A 16,820-nucleotide genomic window follows, 5' to 3' on the forward strand; every position below is an offset into this window, starting at 1 on the left:
AAAGAAGCATCTTTTTTTGTTGAGTTCTTTTTTAAAAGGTGTTACCATATAAATGAGGATGAAAATTATTATCAATTAAGAAAGTGGGCGTTTGCATGATCTGGTTATTTGTTACCGCAACAGTCGTTACATATGGCGGTGTGATGAAATATGTGCTTGATCATACTGGAAAAGGAAGCAAAGCGCTTGTCTTGAAAAAATAAAGTGGCAGAGGGTACAGAAAACCGGCAGAAGCTGGGCGCTGTATCCTTTTTTATTGGGCCAAAATCGTATACAATAAAAAGAAAACGCTTTGCATCGAAAGGAATGTTCATATGGGAACGCAAACAGCTGAACGGACACTGGAAGGGATTCGCATTCGCACCGCCGGTTTGTATGAGCAGTTTTTACATAATGGGGACACGGAGCGTGCTGAGAAAGCCGCTTTGTTTTTGCGCAAGCTGCATGAAAAAGAATTGATTGTAGCGTTTTGCGGGCATTTTTCAGCTGGAAAATCAACGATGATTAATGAACTGACAGGAGAAGCTCTTCTGCCATCCAGCCCGATCCCGACAAGCGCCAATGTTGTGAAAATCAAGCCGTCTGAAGAAAATTTTGCGAAAATTCATTATCATCACGGGCGTCCGCTCTTATTCAAAGCGCCTTATGATATGAAGCATGTTAAAAAGTTCGCCAAAGATGGCGATGAAGTGGCTTCAATTGAAATCGGGCATGCCGGCTCCAGCCTGCCGCCGGATGTAACGGTAATGGATACGCCCGGAGTAGATTCTACTGACGACGCCCACCGTATTTCCACGGAATCTGCGCTTCACCTGGCTGATATGGTTTTTTATGTGATGGATTACAATCATGTTCAATCCGAGCTTAATTTTATTTATACGAAAGAACTTTTGTCCCATGGCGTAAAGCTGTTTTTAATTATTAACCAAATTGATAAGCACAAGGAAGAAGAATTGTCGTTTGATGCCTTCCGCCAGTCAGTGAAAGACTCGTTTGCGACGTGGAATGTAGAACCGGAAGCGTTTTATTTCACGAGTCTGCGCAACCGTTCTCTTCCTTATAACGACTTTGGGCAAGTGCAGGCACTGATTCAGGACAGCATCCGAAATCGGGAGCAGCTGGCGGAGCAGTCAGCGGAAACGATGATGAACCGCCTGGTGCATGAGCATATGGAATGGCTGGCCGAGCAGCAAAAACAAACGGCTGAGCCGCTCGAAGCGGTTGTAGCTGAAGCAGGCTCGCAGTCGATTGAGGAAAGGGAAGCGGCCATCCGCTCAGAAATGGAAAAGCGGGACGCCTCTCTTTGGCTCAAGCAATATGAAGCCAAGCGCGATGATGTATTGAAAAATGCGATTTTAATGCCGGCTGCCACACGTGAAAAGGCGCGCAGCTATCTTGAATCAACCCGCCCGGACTTTAAAGTCGGCTTGTTGTTTGCGAAAAAGAAAACGGAAGAAGAGCGGGAGCAGCGCCTTCGTTTATTTGTAGAAGATATTCAAAAACAAACGGAAGCGCAGCTTGAATGGGCCATCCGCCAGGTAAGCGCGGCCTGGGTGAAAGAAAGCCGTCTCGACGACCCTGCACTTGCCTTGAAAGCAGAAGAGCTTTCCGTACCGGTAGATGCCTCTTTGGCAGTGGATGCTGTAAAGCCGGGAGCCGGTGTAACGGGAGATGCCGTTTTGAATTATGCCGAGGATGTGGCGTCTCTTGTGAAAAAGCGTGCACGCGCTGTGTCAGAGGCGTGGAAAGAGGAAGCAGCGCCTGTCCTTACAGAGCAGTTCAACAGTGAATACGGGCAATATGAAAAAGAGTATAAAGTGTGGGCAAAGCGGCTGCAGGCAAAGCAAACGCTTGAGGAGCTCGAAAAGCAGCGGGAAGAAAGAGAAGCACTGCTTCGCCGCATCGTATCCGAAGAAGATCCGATTCTGCCGCGTATTGTGCAGGCACTGCAGGAAAAGTGGCAGGCAGAAGATGCAGAAGCGGTTTTATATGATGGCGTGGAGCAGTGGCAGACAGAAGAACGAAGCAGTGCAGGGTTCATTGAGGCGTCTGAACAGCCCCAGCTTCAGGCAGCAGGCGATAAAGAAGCCGTTGTAAACAGGCTGCGCCAAATGGCAAAGCGCCTTCATCATATACCGGGGTTTGCCCGTTTTGTAGACGGTGCGCTGCAAAAAGCAGCCCGTCTTGAAAACCAGACGTATACGATTGCCCTGTTCGGCGCTTTTTCGGCCGGAAAATCATCGTTTGCGAACGCACTGCTCGGTGAAAAGGTACTGCCGGTGTCGCCCAACCCGACAACGGCTGCTGTAAACCGTATTCATCCGGTAGACAGTGAGCATCATCACCGGACAGCGGATGTGCACTTAAAGCCGGAAGAAATGATGCTTCAAGACGTGAATGCCTCTCTTGGCCTGTTTGGCCGGAGTGCTGCATCTCTTGAAGAAGCGGTTCAAATGGTGCCGGATGTTCTTGCTGCGAATGAAGGAGAAGGAAAAGAAAAAATTCACTTGTCTTTCCTGCGGGCTTTCTTAGCAGGCTTTGACGACTATAAAGGGCAGCCGGATGGAACGCTGCGCGTTGATCTTGATTTGTTCCGCCAGTTCGTAGCCGAGGAGCAAAAAAGCTGTTTTGTAAATTCGATCGATTTATATTATGACTGTGATTTTACACGGCTTGGCATTACACTAGTAGACACGCCGGGAGCAGACTCGATCAATGCCCGTCATACGGGTGTGGCATTTGAATACATTAAAAATGCCGATGCGATTCTGTTTGTTACGTATTACAATCATGCTTTTTCAAAAGCAGACCGCGAGTTTTTAATTCAGCTTGGCCGTGTAAAAGATGCGTTCGAGCTTGACAAGATGTTTTTTGTGATTAACGCGATCGACCTGGCAGCGGACGAAGAAGAACTGAACGATGTAAAAGCGTATGTTCAGGATCAGCTGCTTCAGTATGGAATCCGGTTTCCAAGGCTGCATGGCGTCTCGAGCATGCTGGCGGTTGAAGAAGCCATGCGCGGCGAGTGGGATCATCCGCAGTCCGGCATGAAGCCGTTTAAAGAATCATTCCGCGCCTTTTTAACGGGCGATCTTGCCCAGATGGCCGTTCAATCCGCTGAAGCGGAAGCCGAGCGGGGTGTCAGCCAGCTTCAAAAGCTGATTGCCGCAGCCAAAGAAAGTGTCCACCAGGGAGAGCAGAAGCGGGAAGAACTAACAGCGAAGCAGGCCAAAATGATCGCAGCGATTGACGCTGAGACAACAGAGGCAGAGCAAAAACGGCTGGCGCAGGAGCTCGATGAACTGGTTCATTATGTGAAACAGCGTGTTTTTTACCGGTTCACAGATTTCTTCAAGGAATCGTTTAATCCAGCCACGCTTAGCGGCCAGCACGAAACGAAAAGGGCGCTCCAGCGGGCACTCGCAGAACTGCTTCAATCAGTCGGCTATGACCTTGCGCAGGAAATGCGTGCCACATCCATCCGCGTAGAAAATCATGGCGCGAAATTGATGCAGGATAAGCAAACAAGGCTGGCAAACAAAGCCAGCATGATTGAACCGGAACTGCTGCTCTCAAACGTTCAAACTGGAAAGCTTATCGTACCGGACTTTAAAACGGCTTTTGAGGATCAGCCGCTTGAGCCGTTTTCCGGTACGCTGTCCCTATTTAAAAATGCAAAAGCCTTTTTTGAGAAAAATGAAAAGCAGGCGATGATGCAAAAGCTGCAGGAGCAAATCGAGCAGCTGGCAGACGGCTACTTATCCGAACAAAAAAGCCGGCTGTTAATGAGTGCAAACCAGTTTATTGAACAGGAAACCGAGGAACTGAAGCAGGCGGTGCGCCTTGATGTAACGGAGCAGTTTGACGCGTGGCTTCTCCTGTTCGAACAAACCGGCAATATCGAAGAGTGGGAGCAGGTTCTTCGTGACATTTCTTAATTCACGGTTTCACGCCTGTGCCACGTGCCGGCATTTCGAAGCGTCACGACAGCCGGGCGGAATGAAATATACATGCAGCCGGCTCGGGTTCGAGACGAAGCCGGATTACCGGTTTAACTGCTGGGACCCGAAGGAGCATGTAAAAAAGCTAATGAAAAAGGAGTGATTGGATGATCGTCACAACGGAGTGGCTAAGAGAAAAGCAGAATCAAAACGGGGATCAAGTCGTAGTGATTGACTGCCGGTTTGATTTAGCCGATCCGGCAAAAGGAGCTGCTTTATATGAAGAGAGCCATATTCCAGGCGCTTATTATGCGCATTTAGATCATCATTTATCCGGTGAAAAAGGGCAGGGAGGCGGACGCCATCCGCTGCCGGATATGACGGTTTTTGCGGCGTTTATGGAAAGCTGCGGTGTGTCGGATGACACGTTTGTGGTCGCTTATGATGATGGCGTATCGATGTTTGCCGGCCGTCTCTGGTGGCTTTTGACTTATGCCGGCCATAAACATGCCTGCATTTTAGACGGCGGCTTTTCCGCCTGGACAAGCGAAGGGCTGCCGGTAACAAAAGAACGGCCAAAGCCGAAGCGCCAAACCGGGCAGTTAACGGTTCAGCTTCAGCCGGGTATGGTCGCATCTGCCGAAGAAGTCGCAGAAGGAGGAGCGCTTTTAATTGACTCGAGGGCGCCTGAACGCTATTTAGGAGAAGCCGAGCCGCTTGACCGGGTACCGGGCCATATTCCGGGTGCGATCAACCGTTTTTTTGCCGAAGCGACGGAAAATGGCAAGTGGAAGCCTGCCGAAGCGCAACAGGTACGGTTTGCCGGAATAGGGCCGGATGAGCCGATTATTGTATACTGCGGTTCAGGCGTATCTGCAACACCCAACATTTTAGCCCTGCAGCAGGCGGGCTTTACCAATGTAAAGCTTTATCCGGGCAGCTACAGCGAATGGTCAAGTGACGAATCGCGCCCGATTGAAACGGAAAGGCATGATCGATAAGATGACAACCAGGAAATTATTGCTTGTGGACGGAATGGCTCTTCTATTCCGTTCTTTTTTTCAAACGGCGCCGAGCGGCCGTTTTATGTTTAATGAAAAAGGAATCCCAACAAACGCTGTACAGGGGCTGATCCGTCATTTGTTTGCAGCGGCGGACCGCATTCGCCCGACCCATATTACCGTCTGCTGGGATATGGGAAAGGACACATTCCGTACCGATATGTTCGACTCGTATAAAGCACACCGACCGGCTCCGCCGGCAGAGCTTACGCCGCAGTTCGATTTAGCGCAGCAGGCAACGGCCGCGTTTTCTCTTCACAATGCCGGGGTAAGAAACTATGAAGCAGATGACTGCATCGGCACCATTTCCAAATGGACAAAAGAAGAGGAAACCTACATTTTAACCGGGGACCGGGATCTTTTGCAGCTGTTAAATGGCCGTAATCACGTGTGGCTGCTGCAGACGGGCTATGGAAATTGGAAGGCATATGACGCGGCGCTGTTTCGTGAGGAATATGGGATTGATCCGGAGCAGTTTCATTATGTAAAAGCACTGATGGGAGATGCAGCCGACGGCTATCCCGGTGTAAAAGGAATTGGAGAAAAAACGGCACTGAAGCTCATTCGCGAGCATGGAACGACAGAAGGTGTATTAGCAGGGCTTGACGGTATGACCCCTGCACTTCAAAAAAAACTGCGTGAAGGGGAAGACATGCTGCGCATGTCGGAAAAACTGGCAGAAATCCATTGCGATGTACCGCTTGAGTGGACGTGGGAGCAGGCCGCTTTTACAGGTACAACAGAAGAGGCCGCCCGCTTTATTGAGGAAAATGGAATGAAGGGACTGTCCCGCCTCGCCCGCCATACAGGCTATATAGAAGTAGATCCGTTTGGCTTTGATTGAGGCAGGACGTGTACATAATCATTTCTTTTTTTGAAGAAACTGATCAGGAGAAAGTCTTCAAAACACCGTTCAAGGGTTTGCCCGAATGGCGTTTTTGGCTTCCTGGTCTGCTTTATTTTGTTTCGATGGAATCCATTTAACAAAAAATAACGGAAATTCATCCGCCATCGTTAAAATGGTCTGCAATAGCGGTTTATAATCCGGCTTATGAATATATTCTTTTTCAATAGCCGCCACAACCGTTTGAGAATCGCTCCGGAGTGAGATGGTCTGGGCGCCCCGCTCCTTACACAGCTCAAGTGCTTTAATGACAGCGGTAAACTCGGCTGCATGCGTATCCATTTCACCAAGCGGAATGGAAAATCGTTCTGTTTTGCCATCCCAGCGAATCACGACACCTGCGCCTGCCCGGCCGGGATCGCCGGTTGAGGCTCCATCTGTATACACTTCAAACATATTGATTCCCCCCGATCTTTTCTTTTTTATTTTAAAGAATGGAGGCAGCGAAATGCAAATGACAATCCGCTTTATGTATGATTTTAAAGGTGTGAAAACGACGTTTACGTCTGAGCCGGTTGACCGGCACCTTGTGCAGAAAACCGCCGATGACCTGCTGAAAACCGGCCGCGTGAAGGAAATAGAGATCATAGATGAGCTTGGCCAGGAATGGACATTGAAGGAATTTAAAAAGCTGAATGAAAAACTGGACGAAGAGCCGGAAAATATTACGGTGCTGTTTGACGGCGGCTTTGACGTCGAATCAGCCAGTACGGGAGTGGGTACGGCGATTTACTATACAAAAGGCGGCCGCCGCTACCGGCTGCGTGAAAATGCCCGGCTTGAAGGGCTTGATTCAAACAATGAAGCAGAATATGCGGCTCTTTACTTTGCGATGCAGAAGCTTGAGGAACTCGGGGTAAACAGCCAGCCGGTGACCATCACAGGTGACTCGCTCACCGTGCTGAACCAGCTTGGCGGGGACTGGCCGTGCTTTGAAGAAAGCCATGCCCGGTTTCTAGCGCGGATCGAAGAAAAAATTGCATCCATGCGACTCAAGCCGCTTTACAAACCAGTGGATAGAAGGCACAATAAAGAAGCTGACCAGCTTGCGAGGCAAGCACTCGAAGGCACACCCATCTCAAGTCACGCAGAGATCGGGAGTTAATGGGAAAGGCAGGTGCCACGTGTTGAACCGAACAGAACTTTTACTCGAAGTAGAAGAGTTGCTGAATACGTACTGCAAAGACTGCCTCGTAAAAAATACACTGCGTAAAGAAAGAGGCAAAACCGCTGCTCATAAATTTTGTATTACCCAATGCACAATCGGAGAAAAATTAAAACAGTACGGAGATAAGCTTTCTTAAGCCGGCCTATGCCCGGCTTTTTCCTTGTTTGAAAAGAATAGTTATAGTACACTTTTATTGATGACAATGTCAGGGGGAACGTCCTTATGCCGACACCGAGTATGGAGGATTACATAGAACAGATTTATTTGCTGATTGATACAAAAGGGTATGCACGTGTTTCGGACATCGCCGGTGCCCTGTCGGTTCATCCGTCGAGCGTAACGAAAATGGTGCAGAAGCTTGATAAAGATGAATACCTTGTGTACGAGCGGTACCGGGGCCTTATATTAACAGCAAAAGGGCAAAAAATCGGCCGGCGTTTAGTGGAGCGGCACGATTTGCTTGAACGGTTTCTGTCGGTGATCGGAGTGGATGAAGCACATATTTACGAAGATGTGGAAGGTATTGAACACCACTTAAGTTCCGATTCCATCAACCGGATCGCGGACTTGATCGAATACTTTGAAGAAGACCCGGCGCGCATCGAAGCGCTGAAAAAAGTCAATGACCGAAACAAGGAATGAATCCGTCTCTTATGTAGAGCGGATTTTTTTCCAAACAAGGAGGAGGAGTCCAGCATGAAGATTTTAAAAATCGAGCCGACACCAAGCCCGAATACGATGAAAGTGATTTTGGACGAAGAGCTTGCGGCGGGTAAAAGTACGAATTACAAGCCGGAGACGGCAGAAGGGGCGCCTGAAGTCATTCAAGCAATCTTGAAAATTGAAGGCGTCCGGGGTGTCTACCATGTGGCAGACTTTATCGCGCTTGAGCGAAACGGCCGTTACGACTGGCAGGATATTTTGCCGAACGTCCGCGCCGCATTTGGCGAAAGCCGCACAGAAGAAAGAGAAATAAAACCGCTTGAACATTTTGGCGAAGTGGAAACCTTTATTCAAGTGTACAAAGGCATTCCCCTGCAGTTAAAGCTTGTATCAGCAGACGAAGAAAAACGGCTGGCGCTCCCGGACTACTGCCAGGACGCGTTCCGGCAGCTGACCGAAAGCGGCGGTGACAATTACATTTTAGAGCGTAAGTGGCAGGAGTTCGGTATTCGTTACGGAGAGCTCGATGCGATCGCCCCTGAACTGCTGGAAGAAGTGATGGCCGCTTATCCGAAAGAACGGGTGGAGCGCCTTGTGGAAGCGGCACAGGCAGGAGGCCCGCTTGTGCAGCATAAAGAGCACGGCGTAAAGCCGGATAAAGAAGCTTGGCTCAAGGAGCCGGACTGGCGCAAACGATACCAGCAGCTGGAGCAAATGCCAGATCCGGATCTTGCGGATATGCCGCTGCTAGAAGCAGCGCTTCAGGACGAAAAAGCAGCCATCCGGCGTTTGGCTGTTGTGTATGCGGGAATGATTGAAGACAAGCGTATTTTACCTGTACTGCGTAAAGCGCTTGAAGATCCGGCCGTTACGGTGCGCCGCACAGCCGGCGACTGTATGAGTGATCTTGGTTTTCCGGAAGCCGCAGATGCCATGATTGGGGCTTTAAAAGACAAAAGCAAAATCGTCCGCTGGCGCGCAGCGATGTTTTTATATGAAGCGGGAGACGAATCGGCACTCCCGGCCTTGCGCGAGGCAGCGGATGATCCGGAATTCGAAGTGAAAATGCAGGTTATGATGGCCATTGAACGAATCGAAGGCGGAGAAGAAGCAAAAGGCTCGGTGTGGAAGCAAATGACGGAAGCCCGTAACCAATAAGGAGGAATAAAGATGAATGCTTATGAAGAATACATGAAACAAATGGTAATCCCGATGCGTGCGGAACTAACAAACGCCGGGTTTACAGAACTGACAACAGAAGAAGAAGTGAACCATTTTATGGAATCCGCAGAAGGCACAACACTTGTTGTGATTAATTCCGTGTGCGGCTGTGCGGCAGGCCTTGCCCGCCCGGCAGCGGTGCAGGCATCTATGAATGAGCATGCACCGGACCGCCTTGTGACGGTGTTTGCCGGACAGGACCGTGAAGCAACCGCTGCGATGCGTGCGTGGATGCCGGAATTTGAACCGTCTTCTCCATCGATGGCGCTTTTAAAAGGAAATAAAGTGGTACATTTTGTGCCGCGTGAGCAAATCGAAGGCCACGATCTTGGTGCCATTATCTCGAACTTAACAACGGCTTTTGATCAGCACTGCCAGTGATTGTCACCACATCCCAGCGGGCTGATGCCCGTGTAAGAGCGAGGGCAGCGGCGCTTGCCGAGCAGTTTGGAGTGCCCTTTATAGAACGGAAAAAGCAGCCGGTGAACAAGCTGGCTGCTTTTTATGAATGTCCGGTTCTATTGGTATCGAAGGAGCGGCTTGAACTGCATGATGGCAGTGGGACGCCTTTCTTTTTCCATCCCGGGTCTGCTATGTTTCGCGTCAAGCGGCTGCTCGCGGGCGGAGAAGATGAACTGGTAAACGTGTGCGGTTTGGAGAGCGGCATGTCGTTTTTAGACTGCACAATGGGACCGGCGGCCGACAGTATTACCGCTTCTGCGGCTGTAGGAGAAGCGGGGCGCGTGCAATCGATAGAAGCAAATCCGTTTATTGCTCATATTGTCGGGGAAGGGCTTGGCTCCTGGACGGACGGGCCGGAGCCGCTGCTTGCGGCCATGAAAAGAATCCAGGTTCAGCCGGCTGATTATCATACGTATTTAAAAGAAGTGCCCGATGAATCATTTGATGTGGTTTATTTTGATCCGATGTTCGAAACCGCGGTCGATTCAAGCGGAATTGCTCCGCTTCGGTCATTTGCCGCTTACCGTGATTTAACCAAGGAGGCTGTCGGGGAAGCAAAGCGGATTGCCAGGCATCGTGTGGTGCTGAAAGACCACTTCCGTTCCCAGCGTTTTGCAGCATTCGGTTTTACCCAGCATATCCGTAAAACATCAAAGTTTCATTTCGGCACGATTGAAAAATAGAATTCGCCGTATCATTTAAAAAATAAATCAAGAAAAGATGCCTGAGACTGATAAATAAACTTTATCGGCCTCAGGCTGTAGACAAATGATATGGATGACCGTGCACATGAATGGGATGGATCGGCAGCGTCCAGGCAGCTCCGCTTTCCATGGGGCAGGCGCTGAGCCCGGCTTCGCCTGTCGGCTCCACCGGTCTCAGCTGCCCGCTCGTCCCATAGGAGTCTGCGCTGCCCTCCCGCCGCCAAGTGGCTTGCGACAAGATTGTATAGGGCTAGTAAGGTCTTTTGTTTATAAAAGAGAAAATATCTACTCAGTCCTTGCTTACTGGTCTTCAACACCACTTGGTGAAGCCTGACGGACGAAGACTCCAGCGGGAAGTACAGTGAGTCGGGAGACCCCGCGGGTGCAGCCGAGGGAGCTCCCGCACTGCCTTAGGATGCGCGAAGTCCGGCGGGCTTCACTGGTCGGCTCTTTTTTAAAAGCGAAAGACTTTGCCTGCACACTGAGGCCGATAAGTGAACTTTATCGGCCTTTTTTAATTAAATATTGTTTTGAAACGAATAAAACCATGCCTGGTATCGAGGCATGGTTTTTTTTCTTTAATGAAGAAAAGATTGCTGGATGTCCATCTTCAAAAGCCGTTCGCTGTTCGTCCTGGACAAGCAGACTACTTCGCCGGCGGAGATGACTGTGCCGGGCCAATCTTCTCTTTGAGAAAAAAGAGCAAAGAACAGGATGGGAATAGGCATACTAAAAAAACGGGCTGTAGAAATTCAAGACAGCTTAAAGGTATTTTCCTGGGAATGATGATTTTGAACGAGAACAGGGAGGAGCAGTATAAGATTGTTGACACCCTTAACTGAATTGTGTAATATTCAATTGTACACAACTTAATTTTGAAAAATATAATTTTGGACAATTTATATAGGTGAAGGAATGATGGAACTGTGAATGAGAACTTAAAGCTTGAGAATCAGCTTTGTTTTGCGATCTATGCTTGTTCCCGTGAAATCACTCGGTTATACCGTCCTGTCCTTGAGCAATTTAACATCACGTACCCCCAGTATTTAACGTTACTCGTACTTTGGGAGCATAACCGGCTCACAGTAAAGGAAATTGGAGAATTGCTTCATCTTGACAGCGGTACACTAACGCCCATGCTAAAGCGAATGGAAGCGATGGACTTAGTCAAGCGGGTAAGGTCAATGGATGATGAACGGAAGGTATGGATTGAGGTAACAGAGAAAGCAAATCAAATGAGGAAAGAAGCGGTCTGTGTATCGCAAATGTGTTCTCCTCATTACGGTATTACAGGAGAGCAGTATGTGGATTTACTGGCGCAAATGCAACAAATTTTAGGAAACCTGCAAAAAGAAACAAGGAATATAAAATAAGCGAGATACACAACAAAGGCAGCAGAAACAGGCCGCAATGAACGGGCAGCTGCTGCTGTCAGCAAATTAGACCTGGATGTAAAAACACTCACGTACAAAATGTAATTTCGAAAACATAACGATTTAATAGAAGGAGTTTTACAGCTATGACTACACAGAAAACAAACGACTTTAATGAAATTGTAAAAGGACGCCGTTCCATTAAGAATTACGATCCAGCGGTGAAAATCAGCAAGCAGGAAATGGAAGAGATTCTAACACTCGCGACTACCGCACCTTCTTCCGTTAATATGCAGCCATGGAGATTTCTTGTGATCGAGAGTCCCGAAGCAAAAGCAAAGCTTGCTCCTCTGGCACGCTTTAATCAAAACCAGGTGGAAACTTCTGCTGCGGTAATTGCCGTATTTGGTGATATCAACAACTTTGAAAAGTTTGAAGAAATTTATGGAAAAGCAGTAGAAGAAGGGCATATGCCGCTGGAAGTGAAAGAAGGCATTCACAAGTCATTTGCCGGTTACTTTGAAACCATTTCCCGTGCAGAGATGGAAGATGTCGTACTAGTGGACGGCGGCCTTGTATCCATGCAGCTCATGCTTGCTGCCCGCGCATATGGCTATGATACAAATCCAATCGGCGGTTATGAAAAAGACCAAATTGCCGAAGCATTTGGTTTAGACAAGGAACGTTACGTGCCGGTTATGCTGATCTCTATAGGGAAAGCTGCAGATACAGGGCACACATCTGTCCGTCTTCCAATCGACCGGGTGGCGCAATGGAAGTAAACTGTACAAAATGCTTCATGAAGAATGACCATCAGAAGTCATTCTTCATGGTTCCTTAGAAAAGATGATTGAACAGGTGAGACCAGAATAATGGTTTTACCTGCTTTAAATGTAATAAAAAACGTTACAGTTTGCTGCGATGAATAAGCGATTATATGTAAACTTAAGATTGGAGGATCAAGAAAAATGGCAGCTTTAACATATGAAAACTGGGATGGCGTACAGCTCGATTTTCCAATAGACAATTCTTTAAAAGGCAGCCGCGATGTATTAAAGTGGGCTTTTGAAGAATATGGAGAAGAGATTGTGTATGCGTGCAGCTTTGGCATAGAAGGCATTGTCTTAATCGACCTTATCTCAAAAGTAAATCCAAACGCGAAGATTGTGTTTCTTGATACAGACTTTCACTTTCAAGAAACGTATGAATTAATTGAAAAAGTAAAGAAAAAGTATCCGACGCTTCGTATTGAAATGCAAAAACCGGAATTAACGCCAGAAGAGCAGGCTGCCCAGTACGGGGAGGAGCTCTGGAAAAGCCAGCCCGATCTTTGCTGCAGTATTCGCAAAGTAGAGCCTTTAAAGAAAGTATTGACGGGGCCAAAAGCCTGGATATCCGGCTTAAGAAGAGAACAATCTGAAACACGGCGCCATGTTGAATTTATCAACTTTGACAACAAATTTGAATCAATTAAAATTTGCCCGTTGATTCATTGGACAGAAGAAGATGTCTGGAATTATGTCAAGGCATTTGGACTTCCGTACAATACTCTTCACGACAAAGGCTACCCGAGTATTGGCTGCGAATATTGCACCATTGCGGTTGAGGCAGGGCAAAATGCACGTGCAGGCCGGTGGGCTTCCCTTGAGAAAACAGAATGCGGCCTCCATAAAGTATAATTCTCAAAAAGTGATTCGAAAGAAAAATGGTACTTTCACTAAAGTAAAAAAGCGATCTTCCAGTACAGGGAAGATCGCTTTTTGGCTTATATGACCCCGATCACTAAGCCTGGCTGTTTCCAGTGTGATAAAGGGAAATGATCGATTTCTAGAACCTGCCCGATCTGTGCAGGCAATCGGTGAAGGAGGCAGATGACGGCATAAGGGCACAATTCTTTTTGCGTTGCATCAAAAGGCCGGGTCAGGGCTTGAATCGAAAAAGTTCTCTTGGTATGATGCGGAGGGTACAGAGAAATGAACGGTCCGCTAAGGATCAGTAGGAGGAAACAGGTGAGCAGCAGTGAACAACAATACCTTGACTTGAGCCGGGATATTTTAGCGAACGGCAACAGAAAAGAAGACCGGACCGGTACGGGAACGATTTCTGTATTTGGCCGGCAGATGCGGTTTAATTTAGCGGAAGGCTTTCCTCTATTAACGACGAAGCGGGTGTCTTTTAAACTGGTAGCCTCCGAAATGCTTTGGTTTTTAAAAGGGGACACCAATATCCGTTATTTGCTTCAGCACAACAATAATATTTGGAATGAATGGGCATTTAAACGCTGGGTGGAAAGCGCGGAATACGAAGGGCCGGATATGACGGACTTCGGCCGGCGTGCTTTGGCTGATGAAGCATTTGCGGCGCAGTATGATGAGCAGATGGCGCTCTTTAAGCAGCGTGTACTTGAAGACGCGGACTTTGCGGAAAAGTTTGGCGAACTTGGTGACGTATATGGACGCCAATGGCGCGCATGGAAAACCTCACAGGGCGAAACCATTGACCAAATCGGCGATGTGATCGAGATGATCAAAAAAACACCGGACTCCAGACGCTTGATTGTATCCGCCTGGAATCCAGAAGATGTGCCGTCGATGGCGCTGCCGCCATGCCATACGATGTTTCAATTTTACGTAGCGGATGGAAAACTTTCCTGCCAGCTTTACCAGCGTTAATTTTTGGGCGCCTTTACAGAGAAATCTGTAATGAAAAACTCTGCTAAACAGGGAACCTCTTGAGAAAATCAAGACAATCCTGTGCTAAATTTTATTCCTTCCTTCTTAATAATAAATGTTTTTTGTAAGGAATAAATAAATGCCAAACGACTATCCCGCAGGGGAGTAGAATCCAAGCGATAGGGGTTCGAAACGCAGAGGGTCTTACATAGACCGTGATATAGTCTCATCTGCATAGTGATATGCAGCAGTTCTTCGTGGAGAACGGGTTAAGGGTAGCGACCTTAGCTGAAGATTTTGTCAGGAGATGTTTTTTTAGGAATTCCATTTAACATTGCCGGCTATTCGCTGCTGACGCATTTAATTGCGAATGAATGCGGCTTAGAGGCGGGCGAATTTGTCCATACAATCGGCGACGCGCACATTTACACGAATCATATCGAGCAGGTAGAGATGCAGCTCTCACGCGAGCCAAAGGCACTGCCAACACTCGAAGTAACAAAAGGAAAATCATTGTTTGATATTGAGCTTGATGATCTTAAGCTGACGGGCTATGATCCCCATCCAGCCATTAAAGCTCCTGTTGCAGTTTAAAAACCAGCCTTTGGCTGGTTTTTTGTTTGTGCTCTTCTTTGTTTAAAGCGAATAGCGTCCGGGTGAGGAAAAGAAATCTGATCAAACTTTATCTGGAGAGGCTTTTTATGAACCAAAAACTGCACACTTTAGGAGAAGGACGCAAGGTCATTAAAAAATCAGTAGAGGAATTCGCACCGGATCAAACTGTTTCTACTGTTGAATATGATGACGGAACAGGGGTGAAGATGACTGTAACAGGCGGTGACATTGAAGTAGCGTGCAATAAAACGCTGGAAATTCAGTCGGATGGGCAAACAGCTAAAATGATTGATTAACGCATCCGGGCGGGTGCTTTTTGCATGTGAGGGATGGAAATATGGTACGATGTGAACGAGGAACGAAAGAAAGGAAGAGAGCCATGATTTCATTTATTTGGGCAGAGGCGAAAGGCGGCGTGATTGGCCGCGATAACGACCTGCCGTGGCGCCTGCCGGAGGATTTGCGCTTTTTTAAAAGAACGACGCTTGGGTACCCGATTGTTATGGGGAGAAAAACATTTGCGTCCTTTGGAAGCAAGCCGCTGCCAAAGCGGGAAAACATAATTTTAACGACAGAACGTGACTTTCATCAGGACGGTGTGACCGTTGTTCACTCAAAAGAAGAGGTGCTCCAAAGAGCGAAAAATGAGGATATTTTTGTGATTGGCGGTGCGAATGTGTTCAAGCAGTTTTTGCCGGAAGCAGACCGACTGTATGTCACGAAAATCGAGGCGGAATTTGAAGGAGACACGGTTATCGACTTTATTCCATGGGATGAATTTAAAGAAACCTCCCGCACAAAAGGCGAAAAAAACGAAGAAAATCCGTACGACTACTTTTTTTGTGTGTACGATCGAACGACAAGGTAAGCAGCCTTGTCGTTTTTTTGGTTTATAGGTCATTTGTTGTACAGTAAATTAAAAAAATTCTTGCTTTTCTGTTATTATTCGAAGATAATAAACAGTAATTTCATACATAAAAGCGGTTACGCAAAAAAGAGGGGGCAGTTTACGGATGAGTAAATGGAAATGGATGATGACAACAGGTGCGGCGGCCATGATGCTGGCAGCATGCGGCGGCGAGGAAGAAGCCAAAACCGAATCCGGCGGGTCATCAGAAGGAGATACATATAAGATTGGTGTGACACAGATTGTGGAACACCCATCACTCGATAATGCGTACAAAGGGTTTCAGGAAGGCTTGGAAGAAGAAGGCGTAACGGCTGAGTTTGACGAACAAATCGCGCAGGGCGACCAAAACAACAACCAGACGATTGCGCAGAACTTTGTAGCCGATGGAGTCGACTTGATTTTCGCTAACTCAACACCGAGCGCTACAGCGGCACTGAATGCAACAAAAGATATTCCGATCATTTTTACATCGGTGACCGATCCAGTAGCAGCAGGCCTTGTGAAGGACGCGGAAGCACCGGGCGGCAATATCACAGGCACAGTTGACCTTCATCCGGATGCCATTGCTAATACGGTGAAATTTATGACAGAAGCGGTGGAAGGCAAAAATGTCGGCGTCATTTACAACGCGGGCGAGCAAAACTCTGTTGCGCAGGCAGAGCAGGTGGAATCCATTTTAAAAGAAAATGGATTGAAAATGGTACCGGTAACCGTTTCGGCTTCTTCTGAAGTAAAGCAGGCAGCAGAAAGCTTAGTCGGCAAAGTGGATGCGTTTTATATCTTTACAGACAACACGGTTGTTTCTGCGCTTGAATCTGTTATTCAAGTAGCGAACGATAAAGATATTCCGCTGTTTGTCGGAGAAAAAGATTCAGTTGTACGGGGCGGCTTTGCGGCATATGGATTCGATTATGAAGAAATCGGAAAAGAAGCCGGCAAAATGGCTGCACAAATTTTAAAAGGTGAAGCAAAAGCAGGTGATCTTCCTGTTTTGCCGCCGCAGGATTTAAAGCTTGTAATCAATGAAAAAGCAGCAGCTGAAATGAATATCGAGATTAAAGAAGAGTGGAAACAGGATGCAGAGATTGTAAAATGAGTGGAAAAGGCGCGCCTTCACCGGGCGCTT

At 47.7% G+C, this 16,820-nt stretch carries 18 protein-coding genes and 2 pseudogenes; 18 read left to right on the forward strand and 2 right to left on the reverse strand.

Annotation, left to right across the window (positions count from 1 at the left end):
- The first annotated feature begins 314 nt into the window (after nucleotides 1–314).
- From L2D08_RS10200 to L2D08_RS10215, 4 genes are read left to right on the forward strand one after another with little or no spacing between them, the layout of a single operon-like run.
- A complete protein-coding gene (locus tag L2D08_RS10200) occupies nucleotides 315–3,938 on the forward strand; it encodes a dynamin family protein (protein ID WP_242233662.1) in 3,624 nt (1,207 codons plus the stop codon).
- Nucleotides 3,925–4,104 carry a hypothetical protein gene (locus tag L2D08_RS10205; protein ID WP_242233663.1) on the forward strand — a complete coding sequence of 60 codons (180 nt, stop codon included), beginning with the start codon at nucleotides 3,925–3,927 and terminating at the stop codon, nucleotides 4,102–4,104. Before L2D08_RS10200 ends, L2D08_RS10205 begins: the two co-directional genes overlap by 14 nt.
- Nucleotides 4,105–4,108: 4 nt before the next feature.
- Nucleotides 4,109–4,942, forward strand: a complete 834-nt coding sequence (locus tag L2D08_RS10210) for a sulfurtransferase (RefSeq protein ID WP_242233664.1) — start codon at nucleotides 4,109–4,111, stop codon at nucleotides 4,940–4,942.
- Nucleotide 4,943: 1 nt separating this feature from the next.
- Nucleotides 4,944–5,846 (forward strand): 5'-3' exonuclease, encoded by a 903-nt coding sequence (locus L2D08_RS10215; RefSeq protein WP_242233762.1) that lies wholly within the window; start codon nucleotides 4,944–4,946, stop codon nucleotides 5,844–5,846.
- Between the two features lie 69 nt (nucleotides 5,847–5,915).
- Here L2D08_RS10215 and L2D08_RS10220 read toward each other — a convergent pair whose 3' ends face one another.
- Complete coding sequence (locus L2D08_RS10220) at nucleotides 5,916–6,302, reverse strand: ribonuclease HI family protein (protein WP_242233665.1); 387 nt, start codon at nucleotides 6,300–6,302, stop codon at nucleotides 5,916–5,918.
- A gap of 52 nt (nucleotides 6,303–6,354) precedes the next feature.
- Between L2D08_RS10220 and L2D08_RS10225 the strand changes: the two genes are divergently transcribed.
- The 6 genes from L2D08_RS10225 (at nucleotide 6,355) to L2D08_RS10250 (ending at nucleotide 10,103) form a co-directional block, all read left to right on the forward strand.
- A complete protein-coding gene (locus tag L2D08_RS10225; protein ID WP_242233666.1) occupies nucleotides 6,355–7,011 on the forward strand; it encodes a reverse transcriptase-like protein in 657 nt (218 codons plus the stop codon).
- 22 nt (nucleotides 7,012–7,033) lie between these two features.
- On the forward strand, nucleotides 7,034–7,210 hold the full coding sequence (locus L2D08_RS10230; protein ID WP_242233667.1) for a zinc-finger domain-containing protein: 177 nt from the start codon (nucleotides 7,034–7,036) through the stop codon (nucleotides 7,208–7,210).
- A gap of 86 nt (nucleotides 7,211–7,296) precedes the next feature.
- Nucleotides 7,297–7,716, forward strand: coding sequence for a transcriptional regulator MntR (mntR, locus tag L2D08_RS10235; protein WP_242233668.1), 420 nt, complete (start codon nucleotides 7,297–7,299; stop codon nucleotides 7,714–7,716).
- A 54-nt stretch (nucleotides 7,717–7,770) separates the two neighbouring features.
- Entirely contained in the window at nucleotides 7,771–8,895 is a 1,125-nt protein-coding gene (locus L2D08_RS10240) for a conserved virulence factor C family protein (protein WP_242233669.1), read from the forward strand.
- 12 nt (nucleotides 8,896–8,907) lie between these two features.
- Entirely contained in the window at nucleotides 8,908–9,339 is a 432-nt protein-coding gene (locus tag L2D08_RS10245) for a BrxA/BrxB family bacilliredoxin (RefSeq protein WP_242233670.1), read from the forward strand.
- Nucleotides 9,336–10,103, forward strand: coding sequence for a class I SAM-dependent methyltransferase (locus L2D08_RS10250; RefSeq protein ID WP_242233671.1), 768 nt, complete (start codon nucleotides 9,336–9,338; stop codon nucleotides 10,101–10,103). The genes L2D08_RS10245 and L2D08_RS10250 overlap by 4 nt, the downstream gene beginning before the upstream one ends.
- A gap of 70 nt (nucleotides 10,104–10,173) precedes the next feature.
- Here L2D08_RS10250 and L2D08_RS10255 read toward each other — a convergent pair whose 3' ends face one another.
- The gene (locus L2D08_RS10255; RefSeq protein ID WP_242233672.1) at nucleotides 10,174–10,362 is read right to left on the reverse strand and encodes a hypothetical protein; all 189 of its coding nucleotides are present in this window, start codon (nucleotides 10,360–10,362) and stop codon (nucleotides 10,174–10,176) included.
- Nucleotides 10,363–11,050: 688 nt separating this feature from the next.
- Here L2D08_RS10255 and L2D08_RS10260 point away from each other — a divergent pair.
- The 8 genes and pseudogenes from L2D08_RS10260 to L2D08_RS10295 all read left to right on the forward strand — a co-directional run bounded on the left by L2D08_RS10260 (nucleotide 11,051) and on the right by L2D08_RS10295 (nucleotide 16,790).
- Nucleotides 11,051–11,497: a transcriptional regulator, SarA/Rot family gene (locus L2D08_RS10260; protein ID WP_242233673.1), complete on the forward strand. Its 447-nt coding sequence runs from the start codon at nucleotides 11,051–11,053 to the stop codon at nucleotides 11,495–11,497.
- Between the two features lie 146 nt (nucleotides 11,498–11,643).
- A complete protein-coding gene (locus L2D08_RS10265; protein ID WP_242233674.1) occupies nucleotides 11,644–12,279 on the forward strand; it encodes a nitroreductase family protein in 636 nt (211 codons plus the stop codon).
- 186 nt (nucleotides 12,280–12,465) lie between these two features.
- Nucleotides 12,466–13,176, forward strand: coding sequence for a phosphoadenylyl-sulfate reductase (locus tag L2D08_RS10270; protein WP_242233675.1), 711 nt, complete (start codon nucleotides 12,466–12,468; stop codon nucleotides 13,174–13,176).
- Nucleotides 13,177–13,470: 294 nt separating this feature from the next.
- Nucleotides 13,471–14,166: pseudogene (locus L2D08_RS10275) on the forward strand (thymidylate synthase); the annotation flags it as partial.
- Nucleotides 14,167–14,469: 303 nt separating this feature from the next.
- A pseudogene (thyA, locus tag L2D08_RS10280) lies at nucleotides 14,470–14,763 on the forward strand (thymidylate synthase); the annotation flags it as partial.
- A 107-nt stretch (nucleotides 14,764–14,870) separates the two neighbouring features.
- Nucleotides 14,871–15,080: a hypothetical protein gene (locus L2D08_RS10285; RefSeq protein ID WP_242233676.1), complete on the forward strand. Its 210-nt coding sequence runs from the start codon at nucleotides 14,871–14,873 to the stop codon at nucleotides 15,078–15,080.
- Nucleotides 15,081–15,163: 83 nt separating this feature from the next.
- On the forward strand, nucleotides 15,164–15,652 hold the full coding sequence (locus L2D08_RS10290) for a dihydrofolate reductase (RefSeq protein ID WP_242233677.1): 489 nt from the start codon (nucleotides 15,164–15,166) through the stop codon (nucleotides 15,650–15,652).
- Between the two features lie 145 nt (nucleotides 15,653–15,797).
- Entirely contained in the window at nucleotides 15,798–16,790 is a 993-nt protein-coding gene (locus tag L2D08_RS10295) for an ABC transporter substrate-binding protein (RefSeq protein ID WP_242233678.1), read from the forward strand.
- Nucleotides 16,791–16,820: the final 30 nt, after the last annotated feature.

The organism is Domibacillus sp. PGB-M46 (assembly GCF_022668875.1).
Taxonomy (GTDB): Bacteria; Bacillota; Bacilli; order Bacillales; family Domibacillaceae; genus Domibacillus.